This is a genomic window from Achromobacter sp. D7-1, from assembly GCF_059760445.1.
In genome coordinates this window covers 1-20,713 of the sequence record NZ_JCBAMT010000056.1, presented here as the reverse complement: position 1 = coordinate 20,713, position 20,713 = coordinate 1, and the positions used below count along the sequence as shown (strand labels likewise).

Genomic DNA, 20,713 nt, shown 5'->3' with positions numbered 1-20,713 from the left:
TGTTCGTGACCGCACCCGCTTATTTATCTACTCGCGGACCTTGCATGGTAGCCGGGATCATCCGGGCTACCATGCAAGGCATGGGTCGGGGTGTTCTAGAGACCTGCTACTGGGTCGGTTCCCTATCAGCGGGCATTCTAAGAAAGAAGGTTAACCGGTCGCAAGAAAAATTTCATGTTGCGGTACGGCATTTCATAATGCGGAAAATTTAAAGCCAGCTGAACGGTTTGGCGTCATCCTTTTACGCAGGTACTCCAAAAGGACGAGTCGAATCCCGGCAAATCCCTGCCAACACGCACTAAAATGCGCGGTCTATCCGGCCCGAATTCCATGTCCAGCGCGCCCAAGTCCAATATTCCTACGCCGTTCCACGATCACGCCCGCACTCGCCGACGCGGGGTGTACTGGGTCACGCCAGCAATGGTGCTGATCCTCTATATCTGTGTGATGGCGGTGTTTTTCTGGCTGCAGCGCATCCATGACGACAGCGTCATGTTTGTCACCATCGACCAGGAAATGCGCCAGCAGCGCCTGATCTGGGTGGTGCTGGCCCTGTCCTGTGTGATTGTCATCAGCCTGCTGATGCTGTGGCGCTATACGCGCTTCCGTTCGGCGGCCGAGGCCGCCCTGATCGCCGAAACCGGATTCCGCCGCGCCATGGAGAACTCCATGTCCACCGGCATGCGCGTGCTCGACATGGAGGGCCGCATCGCCTACGTGAATCCGGCGTTCTGCCGCATGATCGGCTGGAACGAGGCTGACCTGATCGGCCGCAGCCCACCCTTCCCTTATTGGGTGCCGGGTCGCCACGAGCAGCACCAGCACACCCTGGACGTGCTGATGTCCGGCAAGACCCCCAGCAGCGGCCTCGAAGTCGAGGCGCAGCGCCGCGACGGCTCGCGCTTCACGGCGCGCATGTACGTGTCGCCCCTGCTGGACCCCAATGGCAACCAGATCGGCTGGATGACCTCCATGACCGATATCACCGAACCCAAGCGCATCCGCGAGGCCCTGACGGCCGCGCACGAGCGTTTCATGACGGTGCTGGAAGGCCTGGACGACGCGATTTCGGTCACCGCCGACACCCACGACGGCCTGGAGTTGCTGTTCGCCAACCGCACCTACCGCCGCGTGTTCGGCGCCCAGACCGGCGGCCACGACGAGCTGCTGGCCGGACGCCGCGGCCGCTTCACCGACGAATCCGTGGAGGTCTTCGCGCCCTCGGTGCAGCGCTGGTTCGAAGTGCACCACCGCATGCTGGCCTGGACCGACGGCCGCCGCGTGCGCATGCAGGTGGCGCGCGACATCACTGAACGCCGCGTCCATGAAGAGGCCTCGCGCGTGCAGCAGGAGAAGATCCAGCTCACCAGCCGCCTGACCACCATGGGCGAAATGGCCTCGTCGCTGGCGCACGAACTGAACCAGCCGCTGACCGCCATCGCCAACTACAGCATGGGCGCCGTCGCCCTGGTCAAGGCCGGCCACACCAGCCCCAACATGCTGCTGCCGGCCTTGGAAAAGGCTGCCTCGCAGGCCGAGCGCGCGGGCAAGATCATCAGCCGCATCCGCGAGTTCGTGAAGCGCAGCGAGCCCCGCCGCCAGCGCGTCGCGATCAGCCGGATTGTCGACAATGCCATCGGCTTCGCCGAGATCGACGCCCGCAAGCGCCGCATCCGCATCGACCGCTTCGTGCCGTCGAACGCGCCGGACGTGCTGGCCGATCCCATCCTGATCGAGCAGGTGTTGCTGAACCTGCTGAAGAACGGGCTGGAGGCCATGGAAAAGAGTGAATCCGACGAGCTCAAGGTCGCCGTGATCCTGCATGAACAGCACATCGAGGTCGCGGTGGTCGACCGCGGCCACGGTCTGGCCGAACCCGAGCGCCTGTTCGAACCCTTCTTCAGCACCAAGACCCAGGGCCTGGGCATGGGGCTGAATATCTGCCGTACCATTATTGAATCGCACCATGGTCGCCTGTGGGCGGATCCCAATCCCGCCGGCGGCACCATTTTCCGCTTTACCCTGCCCTGCGCTGCACCCCAGTCGCAGGCCCAGAACGATCAGTCCGAGGAGTTGCACGCATGAACACGCCCCACCTGTCGAGCACGGTTTTCATTGTTGACGACGACGAAGCGGTCCGCGATTCGCTGCGCTGGCTATTGGAGGCCAATGGCTACCGCGTTCGCGCCTACGCCAGCGGCGAATCCTTCCTTGAAGACTACGACGCCAGCCAGATCGGCGTGCTGATCGCCGACGTGCGCATGCCCGGCATGAGCGGCCTGGAACTGCAGGAACAGCTGCTCGCCCGCAATGCCCCGCTGCCCATCGTGTTCATCACCGGCCACGGCGACGTGCCGATGGCCGTGTCCACCATGAAGAAAGGCGCGGTCGACTTCCTGGAAAAGCCGTTCAATGAATCCGATTTGCGCGAGATCGTGGCGCGCATGCTGGAGCAGGCCACGCAGCGCGTGAGCAAGCACCAGGCCCAGAAAGACCACGAAGCCATGCTGGCGCGCCTGACCGCGCGCGAGCAGCAGGTGCTGGAGCGCATCGTCGCGGGCCGCTTGAACAAGCAGATCGCCGACGACCTGGGCATCAGCATCAAGACCGTAGAGGCGCACCGCGCCAACATCATGGAAAAACTTGAAGTGACCACCGTAGCTGATTTGATGAAAGTGGCCTTGGCCAAACCCGAGGCGACGGCATGACGGCAAGGATTATCGACGGCGCGGCCCTGTCGGCGCGCATTCGCGAAGAAGCGGCCCAACGCGTTGCGGCCCTGGCCGCCAAGGGCACCCGCCCCGGCTTGGCCGTGGTGCTGGTGGGTGAAGACCCCGCCTCCCAGGTGTACGTCCGCAACAAGGTCGCCGCCTGCGAAAAGGCCGGCCTGCATTCCGTCAAGGAACAGTACCCCGCGGACATGACCGAGGCCGAACTGCTGGCCCGCATCGCCATCCTGAACCAGGACCCGACCATCCACGGCATCCTGGTGCAGTTGCCGCTGCCCAAGCACATGGACTCGCACAAGGTCATCGAGGCCATCGCGGCCGAGAAGGACGTGGACGGTTTCCACATCAGCAATGCCGGCCTGCTCATGACCGGCCAGCCCCTGTTCCGCCCCTGCACGCCCTATGGCGTGATGAAGATGCTGGAATCGGAAGGCGTGACGCTGCGCGGCGCCGAAGCCGTGATCGTGGGCGCCAGCAATATCGTCGGCAAGCCCATGGCGATGCTGCTGCTGCAAGCCGGCGCCACCATCACCATCTGCAATTCCAAGACGCGCGACCTGGCGGCCCAGACCCGCCGCGCCGACGTGCTGGTGGTCGCCACCGGCAAGCCCGGCATGATCGATGGCTCGATGATCAAGCCTGGCGCCGTCGTCATCGACGTGGGCATCAACCGCGGCGCCGACGGCAAGCTGTGCGGCGACGTGGACTTCGCCTCGGCCAAGGAAGTGGCCGGCGCGATCACGCCCGTCCCCGGCGGCGTGGGTCCCATGACCATCGCCATGCTGCTGGTCAACACCATCGAAGCCGCGGAACGCGCCGCCGGCTGAACCAGGATGGACGCAGCGCCGGGGAATCAGGTTCCGCGGCGCTGCCTGATCGGTCAGGCGCGCCAGGCAGCGACGTTTTTTGCACCTGCACCGCCCTGGCCGCACCCCTCCCGCTTGCATTCCCCGGAATCGCCCTTATCTGATTCCTGTACTCATTCCTGCCGCTACCGCCATGTCCCAGAATCCCCTGCTCGCCCCTGTTTCCGACCTCGTCGACTATGCGGCCGTCAAGCCCGGACACATCGTGCCCGCGGTCGAGGAACTGCTGGGCATCGCCCGCCAGGCCGTGGACCGCGCCGCCGACCCCGCGCTGGCGCCTACCTGGGACGCCGTGGTGGAACCGCTGGATACCGCCTCGGAACGCCTGTGGCGCGCCTGGTCGGTGGCCGGCCACCTGAATGCCGTGGTCAACACGCCGGAATTGCGCGAAGCCTATAACGCCGCCCTGCCCCTGGTGACCGAATTCTCGACCTGGGTCGGCCTGCACGAAGGCCTGTACAAGCAGTACCAGCGCCTGGCCGCCGCCCCCGATTTCGCGTCGTGGACGCCGGTGCGCCGCCGCATCGTGGAAATGGCCCTGCGCGACTTCCGCCTGAGCGGCGTGGAACTGCAAGGCGCCGACCGCGAACGCTACGCCGCCATTTCCGACCGCGAGGCCCAGGCTTCGCAGAAGTTCTCCGAAAACGTGCTGGACTCGATCGACGCCTGGGCGCTGCTGGTCGACGATGAAGCCCGCCTGGCCGGCATTCCGGCCGACGTGCGGGCCGCCGCCCGCGCCGCCGCCGAGGAAGACGGCAAGCCGGGCTGGAAGCTCACGTTGAAGATGCCGTGCTACCTGCCCGTCATGCAGTACGCCCAGGACCGCACGCTGCGCGAGGCGCTGTACCGCGGCTACGGCACCGTGGCGTCGGAACACGGCGACGGCAAGTTCGACAATTCGCCCCTGATCGAGGAACTGCTGGCCCTGCGCGCCGAAGAAGCCGGCCTGCTCGGCCTGGGCACCTTCGCCGCGCTGCGCCTGCAGACCCGCATGGCCCGCGATGCCCAGGAAGTCACCGTATTCCTGCGCGACCTGGCCGCGCGCGCCAAGCCTTACGCCCAGCGCGACCTGGCGGAACTGAAGGCCTACGCCACCGGCGAACTGGGCCTGGACGACCTGCAGCCCTGGGACGTGGCCTACGCCTCCGAGCGCCTGCGCGAATCGCGCTACGCCTATTCCGAAGACGAGGTGAAGCAATACTTCACCGAACCGCGCGTACTGACCGGCCTGTTCGAGGTCATCGAAACCTTGTTCGACGTGCGCCTGGCGGAAACGCCGGTGTCGTCCTGGCACGGCGACGTGCGCGGCGTGCGCGTGGAAAACCCCAAGGGCGAACTCATCGGCTATCTGTACCTGGACCTGTACGCCCGCGCCGGCAAGCAGAGCGGCGCCTGGGTCGACAGCGAACGCACGCGCCGCGTCGTGGCTGGCAAGGTGCAGACGCCCATCGCCTACCTGACCTGCAATTTCTCGCGCCCCAACGGCGACAAGGCAGCCGTCCTGACGCACGATGACGTCATCACGCTGTTCCATGAAACCGGCCATGCGCTGCACGCTCTGCTGTCCGAGGTGGACGAACCCGGCGCGGCGGCCTTCGCCAGCGTGGAATGGGACGCCATCGAACTGCCCTCGCAGTTCATGGAGAACTTCTGCTGGGAATGGGCAGTGGTGCAGAAGCTGTCCGCCCACGTCGACACGGGCGAGCCCCTGCCGCGCGCGCTCTACGACCGTCTGGTCGCCGCCCGCAACTACCAGAGCGGCATGCAGACCGTGCGCCAGATCGAGTTCGCGCTGTTCGACATGCTGATGCACGACCGCGCCCAGGGCGCCTCGATTGCCGAAGTGCTGGCCCTGCTGCAGGAAGTGCGCCAGGAAGTCGCCGTGCTGTTCCCTCCCGCCTGGCACCGCCTGCCGCATGCCTTCTCGCACCTGTTCGCGGGCGGCTACGGCGCGGGCTACTACAGCTACAAGTGGGCGGAGGTGCTGTCGGCCGACGCCTACGAAGCCTTCGAGGAAGCGGCGGCGCGCCAGGCTGGCAACGCCCTGGGTACGCTGGATCCCGAAACCGGCGCGCGCTTCCGCCGCGAAGTGCTGGCCGTGGGCGGCTCGCGCCCGGCGGCTGAATCCTTTGCCGCCTTCCGCGGACGCGCCCCGCGCATCGACGCCCTGCTGCGCCACAGCGGCATGACGCCCGCCTGAGCGGCGCGCCCCGTGCGCAAGCCGACGGCCCGCCCTGGCGGGCCGTTTTCTTTCTATCCGCCAACGGCGTCGGCAACCGGCCGGCGCGCCGACATCACCAGCCAGCGGCCATGCACGGACTGGTCGGAGCCGGCCTGCTGCCAGTAGCGGCGGCTTTCCTCGTCTTGCGCCTGCCTGAGCCGGCGCCCGTAGTACAGCCGCGACGGCACCGCCAGCACATGCTCCACCAAGCGCTTGGGCTTGTGCTCGTCCACGTCGTGCAACGTGATGTCCGTAAAGCCGTAGTGCTTGAGCAGCAGGTGCAGCTGCGGAAAGCTCCAGGGGAAGTAGGTGATGTAATCCTCGCCGCGCTGCCGTCCCACCATGGGCCGGAACCCGGAATGGAAGCCGCGCAGCAGGAACTGCAGGCGCGAACGGAAGTACCAGGTATTGGGCGTGGTGATGATCAGCGTGCCGCCCGGCCGCAGCGCGCGGTGGAAGCTCTGCATCAGCACGCCGGGATTGGTCAGCAGATGGATCGCTTCGCAGCAGACCACGGCGTCATAGGCAGTGGCCACCGTCAGCGGCGTTTCCAGGTCGTGCTCGCTTAGCTGGCGATAGCCGCCGCCGCCCTGCGGAAACTCCCACAGTCCCACGCCGTCGATATCGACCTGCCGGCCGCTGGCGGCGGGCAGCATGTCGCCCAGCCAGCCCAGTCCGCAGGGCGCGTCCAGCACCGAGTCCGCCAGGCGGCTGCGCAGGAGGTCGAGCACGACGGGGTAGTACGGGTAGTAGGGATAGCCCAAGGAATTCCTGACCGGCATGTCCATGTGTGGCGCCTCTGGATGCTGAAATCTGACACGGCCCTGAATGTAGCGGGAGCCAGGCGCCGGATCAGGCGATTTCGCCACTTCCCAACAATAAACAGACAAAGCTTTACAAGTGGGTCAGGCGGTCGCGGGGCCATGCCTTGCGCCAGGACAAGGCGGCCCCAAGTCCTCGCCCTCGCCACGCTCCGCCCCGCCCGCTCCTTGCGGGTAGAATCAAAAGGTTTACCCCCTACCGGCCCTTGGACTCATGCGACACCTCATTTCCGGCCGCGCCCTGCGCAGCCTGCTGCTGACCCTGTGCGTGTTTCTCGCTGCCTGCGGCGACAGGAACGTCGACTGGACCCTGTACAACGTCAAGGGACACCTGCCCGACCTGAAGTTCTCGCTGCCCGGCGCGGGCGGCAAGACGATCAGCAGCGACGACCTGAAGGGCAAGACGGTGCTGCTGTTCTTCGGCTACGCCAGTTGCCCGGACGTCTGCCCCACCACCATGGCGCAGTTGACGGCCGTGCTGCAGAACCTGGGCGACAAGGCCCGCGATGTGCGCATCCTGTTCGTCAGCGTGGACCCGCACCGCGACACGCCGGACATCCTGCAGGCCTACGTCAACGCCTTCAACAACAACGCCATCGGCGTGACCGGCGATGAAAAGCAGATCGCGGACCTGGCGCGGCGCTACCGCGTGGCCTACCAGATCGAGAAGCCGCGTCCGGGCGACGACGCCGATATGTACGAAGTCACGCACAGCCGCGGCGTGTATATATTCGACAAGGACGGCAAGGCGCGACTGCTGGCTTCGGACACCGATAGCATCGAGGCTATGACCAAGGACGTACGCCAGTTGATCGATCTGACGTCCTGAACGTCCAGGGGGGCCGCGCGCGGCGGAATGTTGCCCGCGCGCGCCATACACCAGTTGTTACAGCCGCTGCGCGCGGGGCGTGAGTATCATCTAGCCACACTGCCCCCTTTTACTTCCAGCAAGGAGTACGCGCATGAGCATCATCATCATGATCATCGTCGGGTTCGTCGTGGGCCTGATCGCCCGCGCCATCATGCCCGGAGACCAGAACATGGGGATCATCATGACCACCATCCTGGGTATCGTCGGCTCGGTCGTCGCCGGCTTCCTGGGCCAGTCCCTGGGCTGGTACGCCCCGGGCGAACCGGCAGGCTGGATCGGGTCGGTCGTCGGCGCGATCGTCGTGCTGTTCGTGGTGGGCCTGATCGCCAAGAAGCGCGCCTGACGCCCTGCTGGATCAGGAATGCAAACGGGCCGATCTTTCGATCGGCCCGTTTTTTATTGCCCGCCCGCCCTTACTGCTGAGCCTGGGCGGTCACGGTGCGTTCGGTCCAGCCGCCGCCCAGCACCTTGTACAAGGTGACCAGGTTGGACAGCCTGGCCCGGCGCGTATCGACCAGGGCCTGCTGCGCGGTGTACAGCGAACGCTGCGAATCCAGCACGCTCAGATAGTCGTCGATGCCTTGGCGGAAGCGCTGGTCCGACGCGTCGTAGGCGCGCTGGTTGGCGGCCACCAGGAGCTGCTGCGCCTGGATCTGCTCGTCCAGCGTGCCGCGCCCGGCCAGGGCGTCCGCCACTTCACGGAAACCTGTCTGGATCGACTTCTCGTACTGCGCGACCTGGATGTTCTTCTGCACCTTGGCCAGATCCAGGCCGGCGAGCAGCGAGCCGCCAGCGAAGATCGGCACGGTGATCTGGGGCACGAAGCTCCAGGCGCCCGAACCGCCTTCGAACAGGCCGCCCAGGCTGGCGCTGGCGGTGCCGGCCGAGCCCGTCAGGCTGATGGTCGGGAAGAACGCCGCGCGCGCCGCGCCGATGTTGGCGTTGGCGCCCTTCAACTGGTGCTCGGCCGCGCGGATGTCCGGGCGGCGGGCCAGCAAGTCCGACGGCAGGCCAGCGGGCAGCGTGGTCGGCAGCATGCCGTCGTCCAGCCTGACCGCGTTGTCCAGCGCCGCCGTCATCTCGGGCGACAGCGGCTGGCCCACCAGCAGGACCAGCGCATTGCGGTCCTGCGCGGCCTGGCGCGTGTACTGCGACAGGTTGCGCTCGGCGGTGCGCAGCGACACTTCCGCCTGGCTCAGGTCCAGCGACGTCGACAGGCCCTGGTCGTAGCTCTGCTGCGTGAGCTTGAAGGAATCCTGCTGGCTCTTGAGCGTCTCGCGCGTCAGGCTCAGCAGTTCCTGGTCGGCGCGCAGGGTCAGGTAGGCGTTGGCCACTTCGGCGATCAGCGTCAGCTGGGTCGCCGTGCGGGTTTCATCCAGCGCCAGATAGGATTCCAGCGCCTTGTCGCTCAGGCTGCGGATACGCCCGAACAGGTCCAGTTCCCAGGCCGACATAGCGGCGCCGACCTGGTAGCTGTGGCTGGTGGTGGCGCGGCCGCTCGGGCTCAGGTCGGCCGGCGAACGCTGGGCCGATTCCTGGCCGGCAATGCCGACGCTGGGCATCAGGTCGGCGCGCTGGATGCGGTACTGGGCCCGCGCCGCTTCGACGTTCAAGGCCGCCACGCGCAGGTCGCGGTTGTTCGCCAGCGACTGTTCGATCAGCTGTTGCAGCAGCGGATCCGAACCGAAGAAATCGCGCCAGCCGATGTCGGCGGTCAGCAGGCCGCCCGCGTCGGCGGGCTGGGCCGCCTGGTAGGACGGACCCGTGGGATAGGCCGTGTCGACCGGCGCATCCGGCCGTTCGTAGGTGGGGGCCAGCGAGCAGCCCGCCAGGGCCGCCGCCAGGGAAACAGACAGCAAGGTTCTCATCGGGAATGTCATTGCGGTTGGCCCTCCGTCGAGACGCCCTGCGTGCCATGGGCACTGGTGTCGTGCTCGTCGACGTTTTCGCTCATGCGCTTGACCTTGAAGACGCGCAGCATGATTACGAAGAAGGCCGGAACGAAGAAGATGGCCAGGAAGGTGCCGGTCAGCATGCCGCCGATCACGCCCGTGCCGATGGCGTTCTGGCTGCCCGAACCCGCGCCCGACGAGATCGCCAGCGGCGTCACGCCCAGGATGAACGCCAGGGACGTCATCAGGATGGGACGCAGGCGCTGCCGCGCGGCGTGGATGGCCGACTCCGTCAGGCTGGCGCCCTGCTCGTAGTGCTCCTTGGCGAACTCCACGATCAGGATGGCGTTCTTGGCCGCCAGGCCGATGGTAGTCAAGAGGCCCACCTGGAAGTACACGTCGTTGGACAGGCCCCGCATCATGGTGGCGAGCAAGGCCCCGATGATGCCCAGCGGCACCACCAGCATCACCGCCGACGGGATCGTCCAGCTTTCGTACAGCGCCGCCAGGCACAGGAACACCACGATCAGCGAAATGGCGTACAGCGCGGGCGCCTGGGCGCCGGACAGGCGCTCTTCGAACGACAGGCCGGTCCATTCAAAGCCCACACCCACCGGCAGCTTGGACGCCAGGTTCTCCATTTCCGCCATCGCCGCGCCCGAGCTGTAGCCCGGCGCCGCCTGGCCCTGGATGTTGTACGACGGCACGCCGTTGTAGCGGTTCAGCTTTTGCGGACCGTAGCTCCAGGTGGCCTTGGCGAACGCCGAGAACGGCACCATGTCGCCCGCCTTGTTGCGCACGTACCATTTGTTCAGGTCTTCCGGCAGCATGCGCGAGGAAGCCTCGCCTTGCGCGAACACCTTCTTCACGCGGCCGCGGTCGATGAAGTCGTTGACGTAGGACGAGCCCCAGGCCGTGGCCAGCGTGCTGTTGATGTCCGAGACCGCCACGCCCAGGGCGCGCGCCTTCTCGCGGTCGATGTCCAGCTGGTACTGCGGCGCGTCTTCGATGCCGTTGGGGCGCACGCCCTGCAGGACCGGGCTCTTGGCGGCTTCGCCCAGCAGCTGGTTGCGCGCGGCAAGCAGCTTCTCGTGGCCCACGCCGGCGCGGTCCATCAGTTGGAAGTCGAAGCCGGTGACGTTGCCCAGTTCCATCACGGACGGCGGCGGCACCACGAACAATTGCCCGCGGCGCTCCGTCTTGCGGAAGTGCGCGTTGGCGCGCTGCGCCACGGCGCCGGCCTTGAGGCGGGCGTCGCCGCGTTCTTCCCAGTCGCGCAGCTTGATGAACAGGATGGACGCGTTCTGGCCGCGGCCGCCGAAGTTGAAGCCGTTGACCGCGAACACCGAGGTGACGGCGTCCTTTTCCTCGGTCAGCAAGTACTTGGTGGCGTCGTCGATGACGGCCTTGGTGGCTTCCGCCGTGGCGCCGGCGGGCGTCTGGATCTGGGCGAACAGAATGCCCTGGTCCTCATCCGGCAGGAAGGCGGTCGGGATGCGGGTGAACATCCAGCCCATGGCAAGAACCAGCGCCAGATAGATCACCATCAGGCGCTTGCTGCGGTTCAGGCCGCGCGCGACGGTATTGGCGTAGCCGTTGCTGCTGCGCTCGAAGCTGCGGTTGAACCAGCCGAAAAAGCCCTTCTTGGCGCCATGATGGCCCTTGGGGATGGGCTTGAGCAGGGTCGCGCACAAGGCCGGCGTGAACACGATGGCCACGATCACGGACAGCACCATGGAGGACACGATGGTGATCGAGAACTGGCGATAGATCACGCCCGTGGACCCGCCGAAGAAGGCCATGGGAATGAACACGGCCGCCAGCACCATGGCGATGCCGATCAGGGCGCCGGTGATCTGCGACATGGACTTGCGGGTCGCCTGCTTGGGCGACAAGCCTTCTTCTGCCATCACCCGCTCGACGTTTTCCACCACCACGATGGCGTCGTCGACCAAGAGGCCGATGGCCAGCACCATGCCGAACATGGTCAGGGTGTTGATGGAATAGCCGAACGCCGCCAGCACGCCGAACGTGCCCAGCAACACCACCGGCACGGCCAGCGTGGGAATGATGGTGGCGCGGAAGTTCTGCAGGAACAGGTACATCACCAGGAAGACCAGGATGATGGCCTCGATCAGCGTCTTGAACACTTCGTGGATCGACAGGCTGACGAACGGCGTGGTGTCGTACGGATAGACGACGTCCATGCCCGGCGGGAAGTACGGCTTCAAGTTGTTGATGGTGTCGCGCACCGCCTGCGCCGTGTCCAGCGCGTTGGCGCCCGGCGCCAGTTTGACCGCCAGGCCCGAGGCCGGCTTGCCGTTGTAGAAGCTGTCGATGGCGTAGGTCTGCCCGCCCAGCTCGATGGTGGACACGTCGCCCAATCGCACTTGCGAACCGTCGGCATTGACCTTGAGCAGGATGCGGCCGAAGTCTTCGGCCTTTTCCAGGCGCGACGGCCCGATGATGGTGGCGTTCAGCTGCTGGCCGCGCACGGACGGCAGGCCGCCCAGCTGGCCGGACGACACCTGCACGTTCTGTTCCTTGATCGCCGTCACCACGTCGACCGTGGTCAGGCCGTAGTTGACGAGCTTGGCCGGATCCAGCCAGATGCGCATCGCATATTGCGAGCCGAACAGCTGGAAGTCGCCCACGCCCTGCGTGCGGCTGATGGGGTCCTGGACGTAGGAGGCGACGTAGTCGGCCAGGTCGTCCTTGGTCATCGAGCCGTCGGTGGACACGAAGCCCGCCACGATCAGGAAGTTCTTGGTGGCCTTGGTGACACGGATGCCCTGCTGCTGCACTTCCTGCGGCAAGAGCGGCTGGGCCAGCGCAAGCTTGTTCTGCACCTGGACCTGCGCGGTATCAGGGTTGGTGCCCTGGGAGAAAGTCAGGGTGATGGACATGCTGCCGTCGGAGTTGCTTTCCGACGAGATGTACTGCAGACCGTCCAGGCCGTTCATCTGCTGCTCGATCACCTGCACCACGGTGTCCTGCACGGTCTGCGCGGACGCGCCCGGGTAGGTCACCGCGATGCCGATGGCCGGCGGCGCGATGTTGGGATACTGGGAGACCGGCAGCTTCAGGATGGACAGCGCGCCGGCCATCATCAGCACGATCGCGATCACCCATGCGAAGACCGGTCTATCGATAAAAAACTTTGCCATGCAAGGCTCCTGACTACTGCTGCTTGGCCGCCGCGGCGGCTGCTTGCGGCTGCTGCGCCGGCTGTGCGGCGGCGCTGGCTTCGGTGGCGATCACTTCAGCCCCCGGGCGCACCATCTGCAAGCCTTCCACGATGACCTTTTCGCCGGCGGCCAGGCCGTCGGTGACCAACCACTTGTCGCCGATGGCGCGGTCGGTCTTCAGTTCACGCAATTCGACCTGGTTCTTGGCGTTGACCACCAGCGCCGTCGGAATGCCGCGCTGGTTGCGCGTCACGCCACGTTGCGGCACCAGCAGGCCGTCGGCGGCCACGCCGTCGGCCAGGCGGGCGCGCACGAACATGCCCGGCAGCAGGCGGCGGTCCGGGTTGGCGAACACCGCGCGCAAGGTCACCGAGCCCGTGCCCTGGTCCACCGTGACTTCCGAGAACTGCAGCTTGCCCGGCTGGCTGTACTGCGACCCGTCTTCCAGGGTCAGCGTCACCAGCGCGGCCTGCTCGCCATGGGCCTTCTTCAACTGGCCGCTGGCCAGCGCGTTCTGCAGGCGCAGCAGTTGGACAGTGGATTGGGTCACGTCGACGTAGATGGGATCGATCTGTTGCACCGCAGCCAAAGCCGTGGTCTGGTTGGCCGTCACCAGCGCGCCTTCGGTCACCGCGGAACGGCCGATGATGCCGTCGATGGGCGACAGCACCTTGGTGTAGACCAGGTTGATGCGCGCCGTGTCCAGCGCCGCCTTGGCCGACAGCACGTCGGCAGCCGCCTGGTCGCGCGCGGCGACGGCGTTGTCGTAGGTTTGCTGGCTGACCGCGCGGGTGGCGACCAGCGGTTTGTAACGCTCGGCCAGCAGCGCAGCGGTCTTCTGCTGCGCCTGGGCGCGCGCCAGGGCGGCCTTCTGGCTGTCCAGGCTGGCCTGGTAGAGGGCGGGATCGATCTGGTAGAGCTGCTGGCCCGCCTTGACCTCGCCGCCTTCCGTAAAGAGGCGCTTCTGGACGATGCCGTTGACCTGGGGACGCACTTCGGCCACACGGAATGGCGAGGTGCGGCCGGGCAGTTCGGTGGTCAGCGAAACGGGCTGCGTGGCGAGCGTCACGACCGTTACCTGGGGTTTGCCCGCCTGGGGAGCGTCTTGCTTCTTGCCGCAAGCGGCCAGCGTGAGAGCCGATGCCGTCAGCGTGACGACCGCCGCGCTGCGCCACATAGCGCTTTTCTTATCCATAGATTGCATTCCCGATTTCAACAAAAAAAAAGCCCGCCCCGGATCGCGTATGAGCGTTCCGTGCGCATCGATGGGGTGGATTTGCCTCGAACACGCAGGCTGGGCTTTGTCGCATTGCTGCATTGCAGAACTCGCATTCTGAGTTATCCCGCCCGAGAAACAAAGGGGCATGTTGAGAAAACATCATTCCATTTATGGGACAATAGCCATACCCTTGAATATGACAAAATTCGGCCATGAAACGCTTGCAAGGCATGGAACTTTTCGTCGAAGTCGCTAAAACGCGCAGTTTCAGCCGCGCGGCGGTGATATTGGGCATTCCAAAGTCGACCTTGTCCCGCCAGGTGGCCGAACTGGAGCGGTCCGTCGGCTTGCGGCTGCTCAGCCGCACCACCCGCAAGGTCGAGCTGACCGACGCCGGGCGTCTGTACTTCGAACGCTGCCAGCGCATCGTGGCCGAGGCGCAGATCGCCCACGAAGAACTGCAGAAGCTGGTCGACACGCCGGCAGGGCCGCTGCGGGTGAACATGCCCGCGGATTTCGGCACGGACTTCCTGGCTGAATCATTCATGGAATTTTCCCGCCGCTACCCCGACGTCACGTTTTTCCTTGATCTGGCCAATCCGGACCACGCGCAGCGCGTGTTCCAGACCTGCGATATTTCGATCGAAATCGGCGAACTGCCCGACTCGTCACAGATTGCAAGACTGCTGGGCATGCTGCCGGCCCATCTGTACGCCTCGCGCGAATACCTGGAAAAGCACGGCGAACCGCTGCATCCCAGCGACTTGACCCGGCATGAATGCATAGAGTTCCGCGCCAAGGGCGCCGGACAAGTCACGCCCTGGCCTTTGACCGACGGCCGCCAACACATCGAGTTCACGCCGGGCAACCGCTTTTCCGTCAACGGGGTCGCCATGGCGCGGCGTCTCGCCATCCTGGGCGCAGGCATCGTGGTGCTGGTGGGCGGCCAACAGGCGGAACAGCAGTCCGGCCAGTTGCAACGCGTGCTGCCCGACTGGCAATTGGGTCCGCTCCCGGTCTATGCCGTGACAGAGACGCGGCTGCTGCCCGCCAAGACCAGGATCTTCATCGAATTCCTGATGGAGCGCCTGGGCGACATGGGGCAGGCGAAGAATACTCCCGCTTTCATGAAATAAAGGGGAGTCGGAAACAGACTGAAAAATCTAGGACTGGCCGACAACACCTGTCGACCAGATCGGCTAATCAGAAGCGCTCGTCCTCGCGCAGATAGCGCCACTGCCCCAGCGGCAGGTCGCCTAGCGACACCCGCCCGATGCGCACACGCTTCAGGCCTATCACCTTCAGGCCGACCAGCTCGCACATGCGGCGGATCTGGCGCTTCTTGCCTTCGCGCAGCACGAAACGCAGCTGGTCGCTGTTCTGCCAACGCACCTGGGCCGGCTTGAGCGCTTTGCCATCCAGGGACAGGCCGTGGTTCAGCAGCGCCAGCCCGTTGTCGGACAGATTTCCCTGCACCCGCACCAGGTATTCCTTGTCCACGCTGGAGTCTTCGCCGATCAGGTGCTTGGCGATGCGGCCGTCCTGCGTCAGCACCAGCAGGCCTTGCGAGTCGATGTCCAGGCGGCCGGCCACGGCCAGCCCGTCCAGGTGCGCCCGCTCGAAACGCTGCGGCGCGCGGTCGCCGGCGTAGCGGGAGCGGGAGTCGATCAGGGCCACGGCGGGCGTGTAGCCTTTTTCGGCCTGGCCCGACACGTAGCCCACGGGCTTGTTGATCAGGATAGTGACGCGCGAGGTCTGGCGCGCCTGCGCGGCGCGCTCCAGGGTGATGACCTGGTCAGGGTAGGCCCGGGCGCCCAGTTCGGACACCACCACGCCGTCGACCCGCACCCAGCCGCGCTCGATATAGGTGTCGGCCTCACGGCGCGAACACAGGCCACGCTCGGACATGAGCTTGGAGATACGTACTTTTTCCATGGCCGGTATTGTATGCGGACGCCATGCGGCCCCTGCCTCAGGCCGCGGGATCGTAATCCGAAGGCGCCATGGGCTCCAGCGGATGGAGCGGCCGGCTGCGCCGCTGGTAAGGAAACAGCGCGAAATCCGAGCTGGTGACGCCCGGGCTGGCGCATTCCACCAGCGCCTGGGAGATGGGTTCGAATACCGGCCGGCAATACATGCGCGACTTCACCAGCACAAAGCGGGCCTGGCGCGGCTCCAGCCCCATGCTCTCGAACACGCCCAGGTCCCAGGGTTCGTGGGTTCTCTCGGTGATCACCAATTGCGCAGCGCCGATATCCAGCACCGCGCTGCGGCCCATGCATGCCGTCTGCCCCGTGTAGGTCGGGCCGGTAATGACATATTCGCCATCGGTCACGGCCCGGACCACCCCGCGCAGCAGCACGGGCGCCGCCGGGCGGCCAATGGCGGGAATCGGCCGCTTGTTGCCCACTGGCAGCTCGACTTCGCTGCCCTCTCCCGCCGCGGCCAGCGCCTGGACGGCTTCGGGATCGCAGTACAGCCCCGCGATAATGCCTGTCAGGCCCGCGGCGATTGCCGCCATCAGCACCTCCATGGTGTCACAGGTGCCCCCGGACATGCAGTTGTCGCCATGGTCCAGCAGGAGCACGGGCTTATCGGCGCCACGGGCCAGTTCCGCCGCGCGAGCCAGTGACTCGCCCAGGGGCTCGCTGTCGTAGAAGTAACCGTCGCGCTCGGCCCAGATGGTCTCCGCCATCTCGCTTGCGACCCGTTCCGCCTGCTCTTGCCCTCCCGAGCCCACCACGACCACGCTCAGGCACGGATTGGGAATGTCGGCCAGGGCGAAGCCCGCCAGCACGGAGACGCCCAGCGCCCCGTCCGCTTCCGCCCGCCGGGCGGCCTGCACCGCATTGCGCATGGCTCCCTGGGCAGTGGCGCTGCGCAGCGTATGCGTCATCAGCGGCAACCGCCGCCACGCCATGACCGGGCGCGGGCCGCCGTTGAGCCAGTCATACAGGATGCGGCCGGCGTGCTCGCCGGTCTCGTACATGTCCACGTGCGGATAGGTCTTGAAGCTGACGATCACGTCGGCGTTGGCCATCATCTTGGCTGTGACGTTGCCGTGCAGGTCCAGCGCCACCGCGATGGGCACATCCGGCGTGCGTCGCCGCAGGCGTTCCAGCAGGTCGCCTTCCCCATCGTCGGTGGTCTCGGCCACCATCGCGCCGTGCAGATCAAGCAGGATGGCGCCACAGCCCTGCGCGCCGGCCACGATCGCGTCACATAGCTGGCTATAGGCCTCCGCCGACACCCGGCCGCTGGGATAAGCGGTGGCGGATACCGGCGTGACCACGGTCGCGCCGTTGGCCTCGGCGATGTCGATGAAAGCCGACATGGCCGTGCGCTTGCCCTTGTTTTCCGTGTAGGCCTGGGCGCCGAAAGCGGGACCGTCATTGCCGAACGCGGACAGCGGCGTGGGCACCGGCGAGAACGTATTGGTCTCGTGGTTCAGGCGGGCGATCATGACCTTCATTGTCCGGCTCCTCGGCATGCGCATTCAGTGCGTTCAGTTGTTCTAGGGCGGTCCTGGGCGCAAGGCCCCCAGGCCGAGTTTTTCCATGGCCTCGCTGGCCTCGATGATCATCGCGGCCACTTCCGCCACGCTCACGCGCAGGCCCGTCGCCCGGGTCCGCATGTGCTCATAGGCCGCGCGCTCGTCCAGGCGCTGGTGGTCCATCAGCACGCGGATCGCCTTTTCGACGACGCGCCGCGCCTTGATCGTGTTTTCCAGCTTGTTGATCTTGGACTGCTGGCGGCCCTGGAACTGCTTGGCCGAGCGCGCCAGCACCAGCGTGCTGAGCACGCCCGCCGAGCGGAACGGCCGTGTCAGCACGCCATGCGCGTTGGTCTTGAGCAGCTGCTTCAAAGTGGTCGGGGTTTCGTACTCGGACAAGGCGATCAGCGTGGCCTCGACCTCGCTGGCGGTCCAGGCAGCGCTGTTGCGGCCGCACTGCGACACCTGGAAGAAGATGACGTCCACCCCGGCGGGCGGCCCATCCGGAAACGGCCAGTGCAAATGGATGCGGCAACCGATGCGCTTGAGTTGCTCGACCAGCAGGTCGCGGTCCTCGCCCGGCGGATACACCACGGCGACAGCCACACTGCGCAGGTCCTCATAGAGGCGGCGTAGGCTATGGTCCATGGCTATTTCAACCAAAACTCGTCCAGCCCGAATGCGGTGAGGTACGGGTCTGGCTTCACCGGTTCGTCGCTTTCCCAGACGATGTCGAAGCGCCCGTCCTCCCGGCACACGCCGATGCGCGGCGTCAGCACGCTGTGATTGTTCTCCGCCAGCACGGACATCTGCCCGTCTGGCGCGTCGAACTGCACCTGGTGCACCGCCTGCACCAGCTTGCGGGTGTCCATGCTGCCCACGCGCTGCAAGGCGCGCGCAAACAGGTGCATCTGGCTATAGCAGGTCTCTGCATAGACGCTGGCGGGATGGTCGCCGAAGCGCTCGCGCCAGCGTGCCAGGAAATGCGCGTTGGCCGGCGTGTCCACCGTGTTGAAGTAAGTCGCCGCGGTGATATGGCCAACGCAGCGCTGCGGCCCGATCTCCGCCACCTCCGATTCCGCCATCGTCAGGCTGGCGATGGGAATATGCGAAGCTGCCGTGCCCTCTGCCTGGCAGGCCTCGTGGTAGCGCTGGTAGAAGCGCTGCGCATCGGCGCCGATCAGCGTGGAAAACACCACGTCGGGCTGGATGCGGCGGATGTCCGCGACCACGTCGTTGATTTCGCTGTCATCGCAGCCCAACGGCAGATAGGTTTCGTCCAGGATCTCGCCGCCGTGTTCCTCGACGGTTTCGCGCATGATGCGGTTGGTCTCGCGCGGATAGATGTAGTCCGCGCCCACCAGGAAGATGCGCGAACCGCAGTTCTGGATCAGGTAGGCCGCCAACTGCATGCTGCCCTGGTTGGGCGCCGCGCCGGTGTAGATGACGTTGGGCGAGTATTCGAAGCCTTCGTACACCGAGCCGTACCACAGCAGGGAATTGCTGCGCTCCACCACCGGCAGCATGGCCTTGCGGCAGTGCGACGTGCACCCGCCGAAGATGACGCTGACTTCATCGTCCAGCAGCAGGCGCGCCGCCAGGCGGCGGTATTCCTCGGCGTCGCTGCGCGGGTCGTAGGCCACTGGCGCCAACGGCCGGCCCAGCACGCCGCCCAGTTCGTTGATTTCTTCCACCGCCAGCACCGTGCCGAAGAAATGCTGCGATTCCGTGGTGCCGGTGACGCCGCTGCGCGAATACAGCACGCCGATGCGCCAGCCCGGCCGCTCCGCGTCCTTGTCCTGGGGCGTAGTCATGATGGAATCCTTGTACGGATACTGCGCGCGTGCGTCATGGTGAATTCGGGCCGGATGGCGTTCATACTTTGAGATGAGCAATGATATTGCCCGCCGCCTCGGACGCGCCAGCCTCGCCTTCGTCGACGATGCTGCCCTGCTTGAGCACCAGGTAGCGGTCGGCCACGTCCAGGGCGAATGCCACGTTCTGCTCCACGATGAACATCGTCGTGCCGTGCCGTTCACGCTCCCAGTTCAGCGCGCGACCCAGGCGCTCGATCACCGAGGGCTGCAGCCCTTCCGTGATCTCGTCCAGCAGCAAGAGCGCGGGCCGCTGCATCAGCCCGCGCGCCACCAGCAGCATTTTCTGCTCTCCGCCCGACAGGGTGCCGGCGTGCTGGCGCAAGCGGGTCGTGAATACCGGAAACAGCTCGGCGATCTCGGCAAAGCGTTCATCGAAGAGCTGCTCGCGCGGCAGGCCCAGGCGCAGGTTGTCGCGGATGCTAAGGTCGGGAAACAGCGGCTGCTCCTGGGCCGCGTAGGCCACGCCGCAACGCGCCACTTCGTGCGGCCGCAGCCGGGTCGCGTCCACCCCGCCCACGCTGACGCGGCCCCGCTGCTTGGGCAAATAGCCCATGACCGTCTTGAGCAAGGTGCTCTTGCCCATGCCGTTCTTCCCCAGCAGGGCCACGCACGTGCCGCGCTCGACCGCAAGCGACACGTCGTGCAGCACCATGGCCCTTTTGTAGCCGCTGGACACCTCTTCCAGGCGCAACGCCGGCGCCGCGATGGTCGTCATTGCCCTGCTCCTTGCGCGGCCTGCGCGCTGCCGGCGTAGATGGTGCGCACCAGTTCGGATTCCACGACCTCGCGGAATCCGCCGTCCATGACGATGCGGCCCTGGTGCAGGACCACGATGCGTGTCGCGATTTCCTTGACGAAATCCAGGTCGTGCTCCACCAGCAGGCAGCACAGGCCGTAACGGTGCGCCAGCGACGACAGCACGTGGCCTATCTGCAGGCGCTCGGCCTTGCTCAGCCCGGCAGTGGGTTCATCCAGCAGCACGATGCCCGGCTCCAGCGCCAGCACCATCGCCAGTTCCAGCGCCTGCTGCTGCCCGTGCGACAGGTCGCGCGCCACGCTGTCCAGGCACTGGTCCAGGCCCGTCACGCGCAGCGTTTCCAACGCATAGGGTGGTAGCTCCAGCGTGGGCGCGCGGCGCCACCACGACGGCACCTCGCGCAGCGTGGTGGCGATGCGCAGGCTTTCGGCCACGGTCAGCGTGTCGAACACATTGGCGTTCTGGAACTTGCGGCCCAGCCCATGGCGCACGCATTGCTCCGGGCCATCGCGGCGCACCTCGTGGCCATAGAGTTCCAGCCTGCCCTGGGACCGTTCGGCGCCGTCCGCGATGCAGCGCATCAGCGTGGTCTTGCCGGCGCCGTTGGGGCCGATCAGCCCGACCAGTTCGCCACCGCTGGCTTGCAAGTCTATGCCTTCCAGCACCTTCAGGCTGCCGAAGTGCTTGGACACGCCCGCCAGGCTCAAGGCGCGGGCCGAGCCGCCCGCTTGCCGGGGCGGCACGGCCCGTTCGCCCAGTACGGGCGCGGCCCCCTTCGC

At 66.2% G+C, this 20,713-nt stretch carries 17 protein-coding genes; 7 read left to right on the top strand and 10 right to left on the bottom strand.

Features of this window, described 5'->3' with window-relative positions; all coding sequences use genetic code 11:
- Positions 1 to 330: 330 nt before the first annotated feature.
- From AC6LKD_RS21715 to AC6LKD_RS21700, 4 genes are all read left to right on the top strand, one after another.
- Positions 331 to 2,085 carry a PAS domain-containing sensor histidine kinase gene (locus AC6LKD_RS21715; RefSeq protein WP_013393358.1) on the top strand — a complete coding sequence of 585 codons (1,755 nt, stop codon included), beginning with the start codon at positions 331 to 333 and terminating at the stop codon, positions 2,083 to 2,085.
- Positions 2,082 to 2,708 (top strand): response regulator transcription factor, encoded by a 627-nt coding sequence (locus AC6LKD_RS21710; protein ID WP_013393357.1) that lies wholly within the window; start codon positions 2,082 to 2,084, stop codon positions 2,706 to 2,708. Before AC6LKD_RS21715 ends, AC6LKD_RS21710 begins: the two co-directional genes overlap by 4 nt.
- A complete protein-coding gene (gene folD / locus AC6LKD_RS21705) occupies positions 2,705 to 3,556 on the top strand; it encodes a bifunctional methylenetetrahydrofolate dehydrogenase/methenyltetrahydrofolate cyclohydrolase FolD (RefSeq protein WP_118933566.1) in 852 nt (283 codons plus the stop codon). The genes AC6LKD_RS21710 and folD overlap by 4 nt, the downstream gene beginning before the upstream one ends.
- 172 nt (positions 3,557 to 3,728) lie before the next feature.
- Positions 3,729 to 5,795 carry a M3 family metallopeptidase gene (locus tag AC6LKD_RS21700; RefSeq protein WP_498117417.1) on the top strand — a complete coding sequence of 689 codons (2,067 nt, stop codon included), beginning with the start codon at positions 3,729 to 3,731 and terminating at the stop codon, positions 5,793 to 5,795.
- A gap of 53 nt (positions 5,796 to 5,848) precedes the next feature.
- Here the strand turns inward: AC6LKD_RS21700 and AC6LKD_RS21695 are convergent, their stop codons facing one another.
- Complete coding sequence (locus AC6LKD_RS21695; RefSeq protein WP_498117415.1) at positions 5,849 to 6,604, bottom strand: class I SAM-dependent methyltransferase; 756 nt, start codon at positions 6,602 to 6,604, stop codon at positions 5,849 to 5,851.
- 247 nt (positions 6,605 to 6,851) lie between these two features.
- Here AC6LKD_RS21695 and AC6LKD_RS21690 point away from each other — a divergent pair, with 247 nt between their 5' ends.
- Positions 6,852 to 7,466: an SCO family protein gene (locus tag AC6LKD_RS21690; protein WP_013393353.1), complete on the top strand. Its 615-nt coding sequence runs from the start codon at positions 6,852 to 6,854 to the stop codon at positions 7,464 to 7,466.
- Between the two features lie 133 nt (positions 7,467 to 7,599).
- Positions 7,600 to 7,851, top strand: coding sequence for a GlsB/YeaQ/YmgE family stress response membrane protein (locus AC6LKD_RS21685; RefSeq protein WP_013393352.1), 252 nt, complete (start codon positions 7,600 to 7,602; stop codon positions 7,849 to 7,851).
- A 70-nt stretch (positions 7,852 to 7,921) separates the two neighbouring features.
- On the opposite strand, the gene adeC is transcribed toward AC6LKD_RS21685, so the two are convergent.
- The 3 genes from adeC to AC6LKD_RS21670 are packed head-to-tail and all read right to left on the bottom strand — an operon-like array spanning position 7,922 to position 13,765.
- Positions 7,922 to 9,388, bottom strand: a complete 1,467-nt coding sequence (gene adeC, locus AC6LKD_RS21680) for an AdeC/AdeK/OprM family multidrug efflux complex outer membrane factor (RefSeq protein ID WP_013393351.1) — start codon at positions 9,386 to 9,388, stop codon at positions 7,922 to 7,924.
- A complete protein-coding gene (locus AC6LKD_RS21675) occupies positions 9,385 to 12,567 on the bottom strand; it encodes an efflux RND transporter permease subunit (protein ID WP_492275635.1) in 3,183 nt (1,060 codons plus the stop codon). The genes adeC and AC6LKD_RS21675 overlap by 4 nt, the downstream gene beginning before the upstream one ends.
- A gap of 13 nt (positions 12,568 to 12,580) precedes the next feature.
- Positions 12,581 to 13,765 (bottom strand): efflux RND transporter periplasmic adaptor subunit, encoded by a 1,185-nt coding sequence (locus AC6LKD_RS21670; RefSeq protein ID WP_498117428.1) that lies wholly within the window; start codon positions 13,763 to 13,765, stop codon positions 12,581 to 12,583.
- 272 nt (positions 13,766 to 14,037) lie between these two features.
- On the opposite strand from AC6LKD_RS21670, the gene AC6LKD_RS21665 reads away from it, so the two are divergent.
- Complete coding sequence (locus AC6LKD_RS21665; RefSeq protein ID WP_041655497.1) at positions 14,038 to 14,943, top strand: LysR family transcriptional regulator; 906 nt, start codon at positions 14,038 to 14,040, stop codon at positions 14,941 to 14,943.
- Between the two features lie 67 nt (positions 14,944 to 15,010).
- On the opposite strand, the gene AC6LKD_RS21660 is transcribed toward AC6LKD_RS21665, so the two are convergent.
- From AC6LKD_RS21660 to AC6LKD_RS21635, 6 genes are all read right to left on the bottom strand, one after another.
- The gene (locus AC6LKD_RS21660; RefSeq protein WP_013393347.1) at positions 15,011 to 15,742 is read right to left on the bottom strand and encodes a pseudouridine synthase; all 732 of its coding nucleotides are present in this window, start codon (positions 15,740 to 15,742) and stop codon (positions 15,011 to 15,013) included.
- A gap of 37 nt (positions 15,743 to 15,779) precedes the next feature.
- On the bottom strand, positions 15,780 to 17,279 hold the full coding sequence (locus tag AC6LKD_RS21655; RefSeq protein ID WP_498117414.1) for a M81 family metallopeptidase: 1,500 nt from the start codon (positions 17,277 to 17,279) through the stop codon (positions 15,780 to 15,782).
- Between the two features lie 42 nt (positions 17,280 to 17,321).
- Positions 17,322 to 17,948 carry an ANTAR domain-containing response regulator gene (locus AC6LKD_RS21650; protein ID WP_498117413.1) on the bottom strand — a complete coding sequence of 209 codons (627 nt, stop codon included), beginning with the start codon at positions 17,946 to 17,948 and terminating at the stop codon, positions 17,322 to 17,324.
- Between the two features lie 2 nt (positions 17,949 to 17,950).
- Positions 17,951 to 19,114 (bottom strand): transporter substrate-binding domain-containing protein, encoded by a 1,164-nt coding sequence (locus AC6LKD_RS21645; protein ID WP_013393344.1) that lies wholly within the window; start codon positions 19,112 to 19,114, stop codon positions 17,951 to 17,953.
- 61 nt (positions 19,115 to 19,175) lie between these two features.
- On the bottom strand, positions 19,176 to 19,892 hold the full coding sequence (locus AC6LKD_RS21640) for an ABC transporter ATP-binding protein (protein ID WP_492275633.1): 717 nt from the start codon (positions 19,890 to 19,892) through the stop codon (positions 19,176 to 19,178).
- A partial coding sequence (locus AC6LKD_RS21635; protein ID WP_498117412.1) for an ATP-binding cassette domain-containing protein occupies positions 19,889 to 20,713 on the bottom strand: 825 nt, incomplete at its 5' end. The genes AC6LKD_RS21640 and AC6LKD_RS21635, both read right to left, overlap by 4 nt.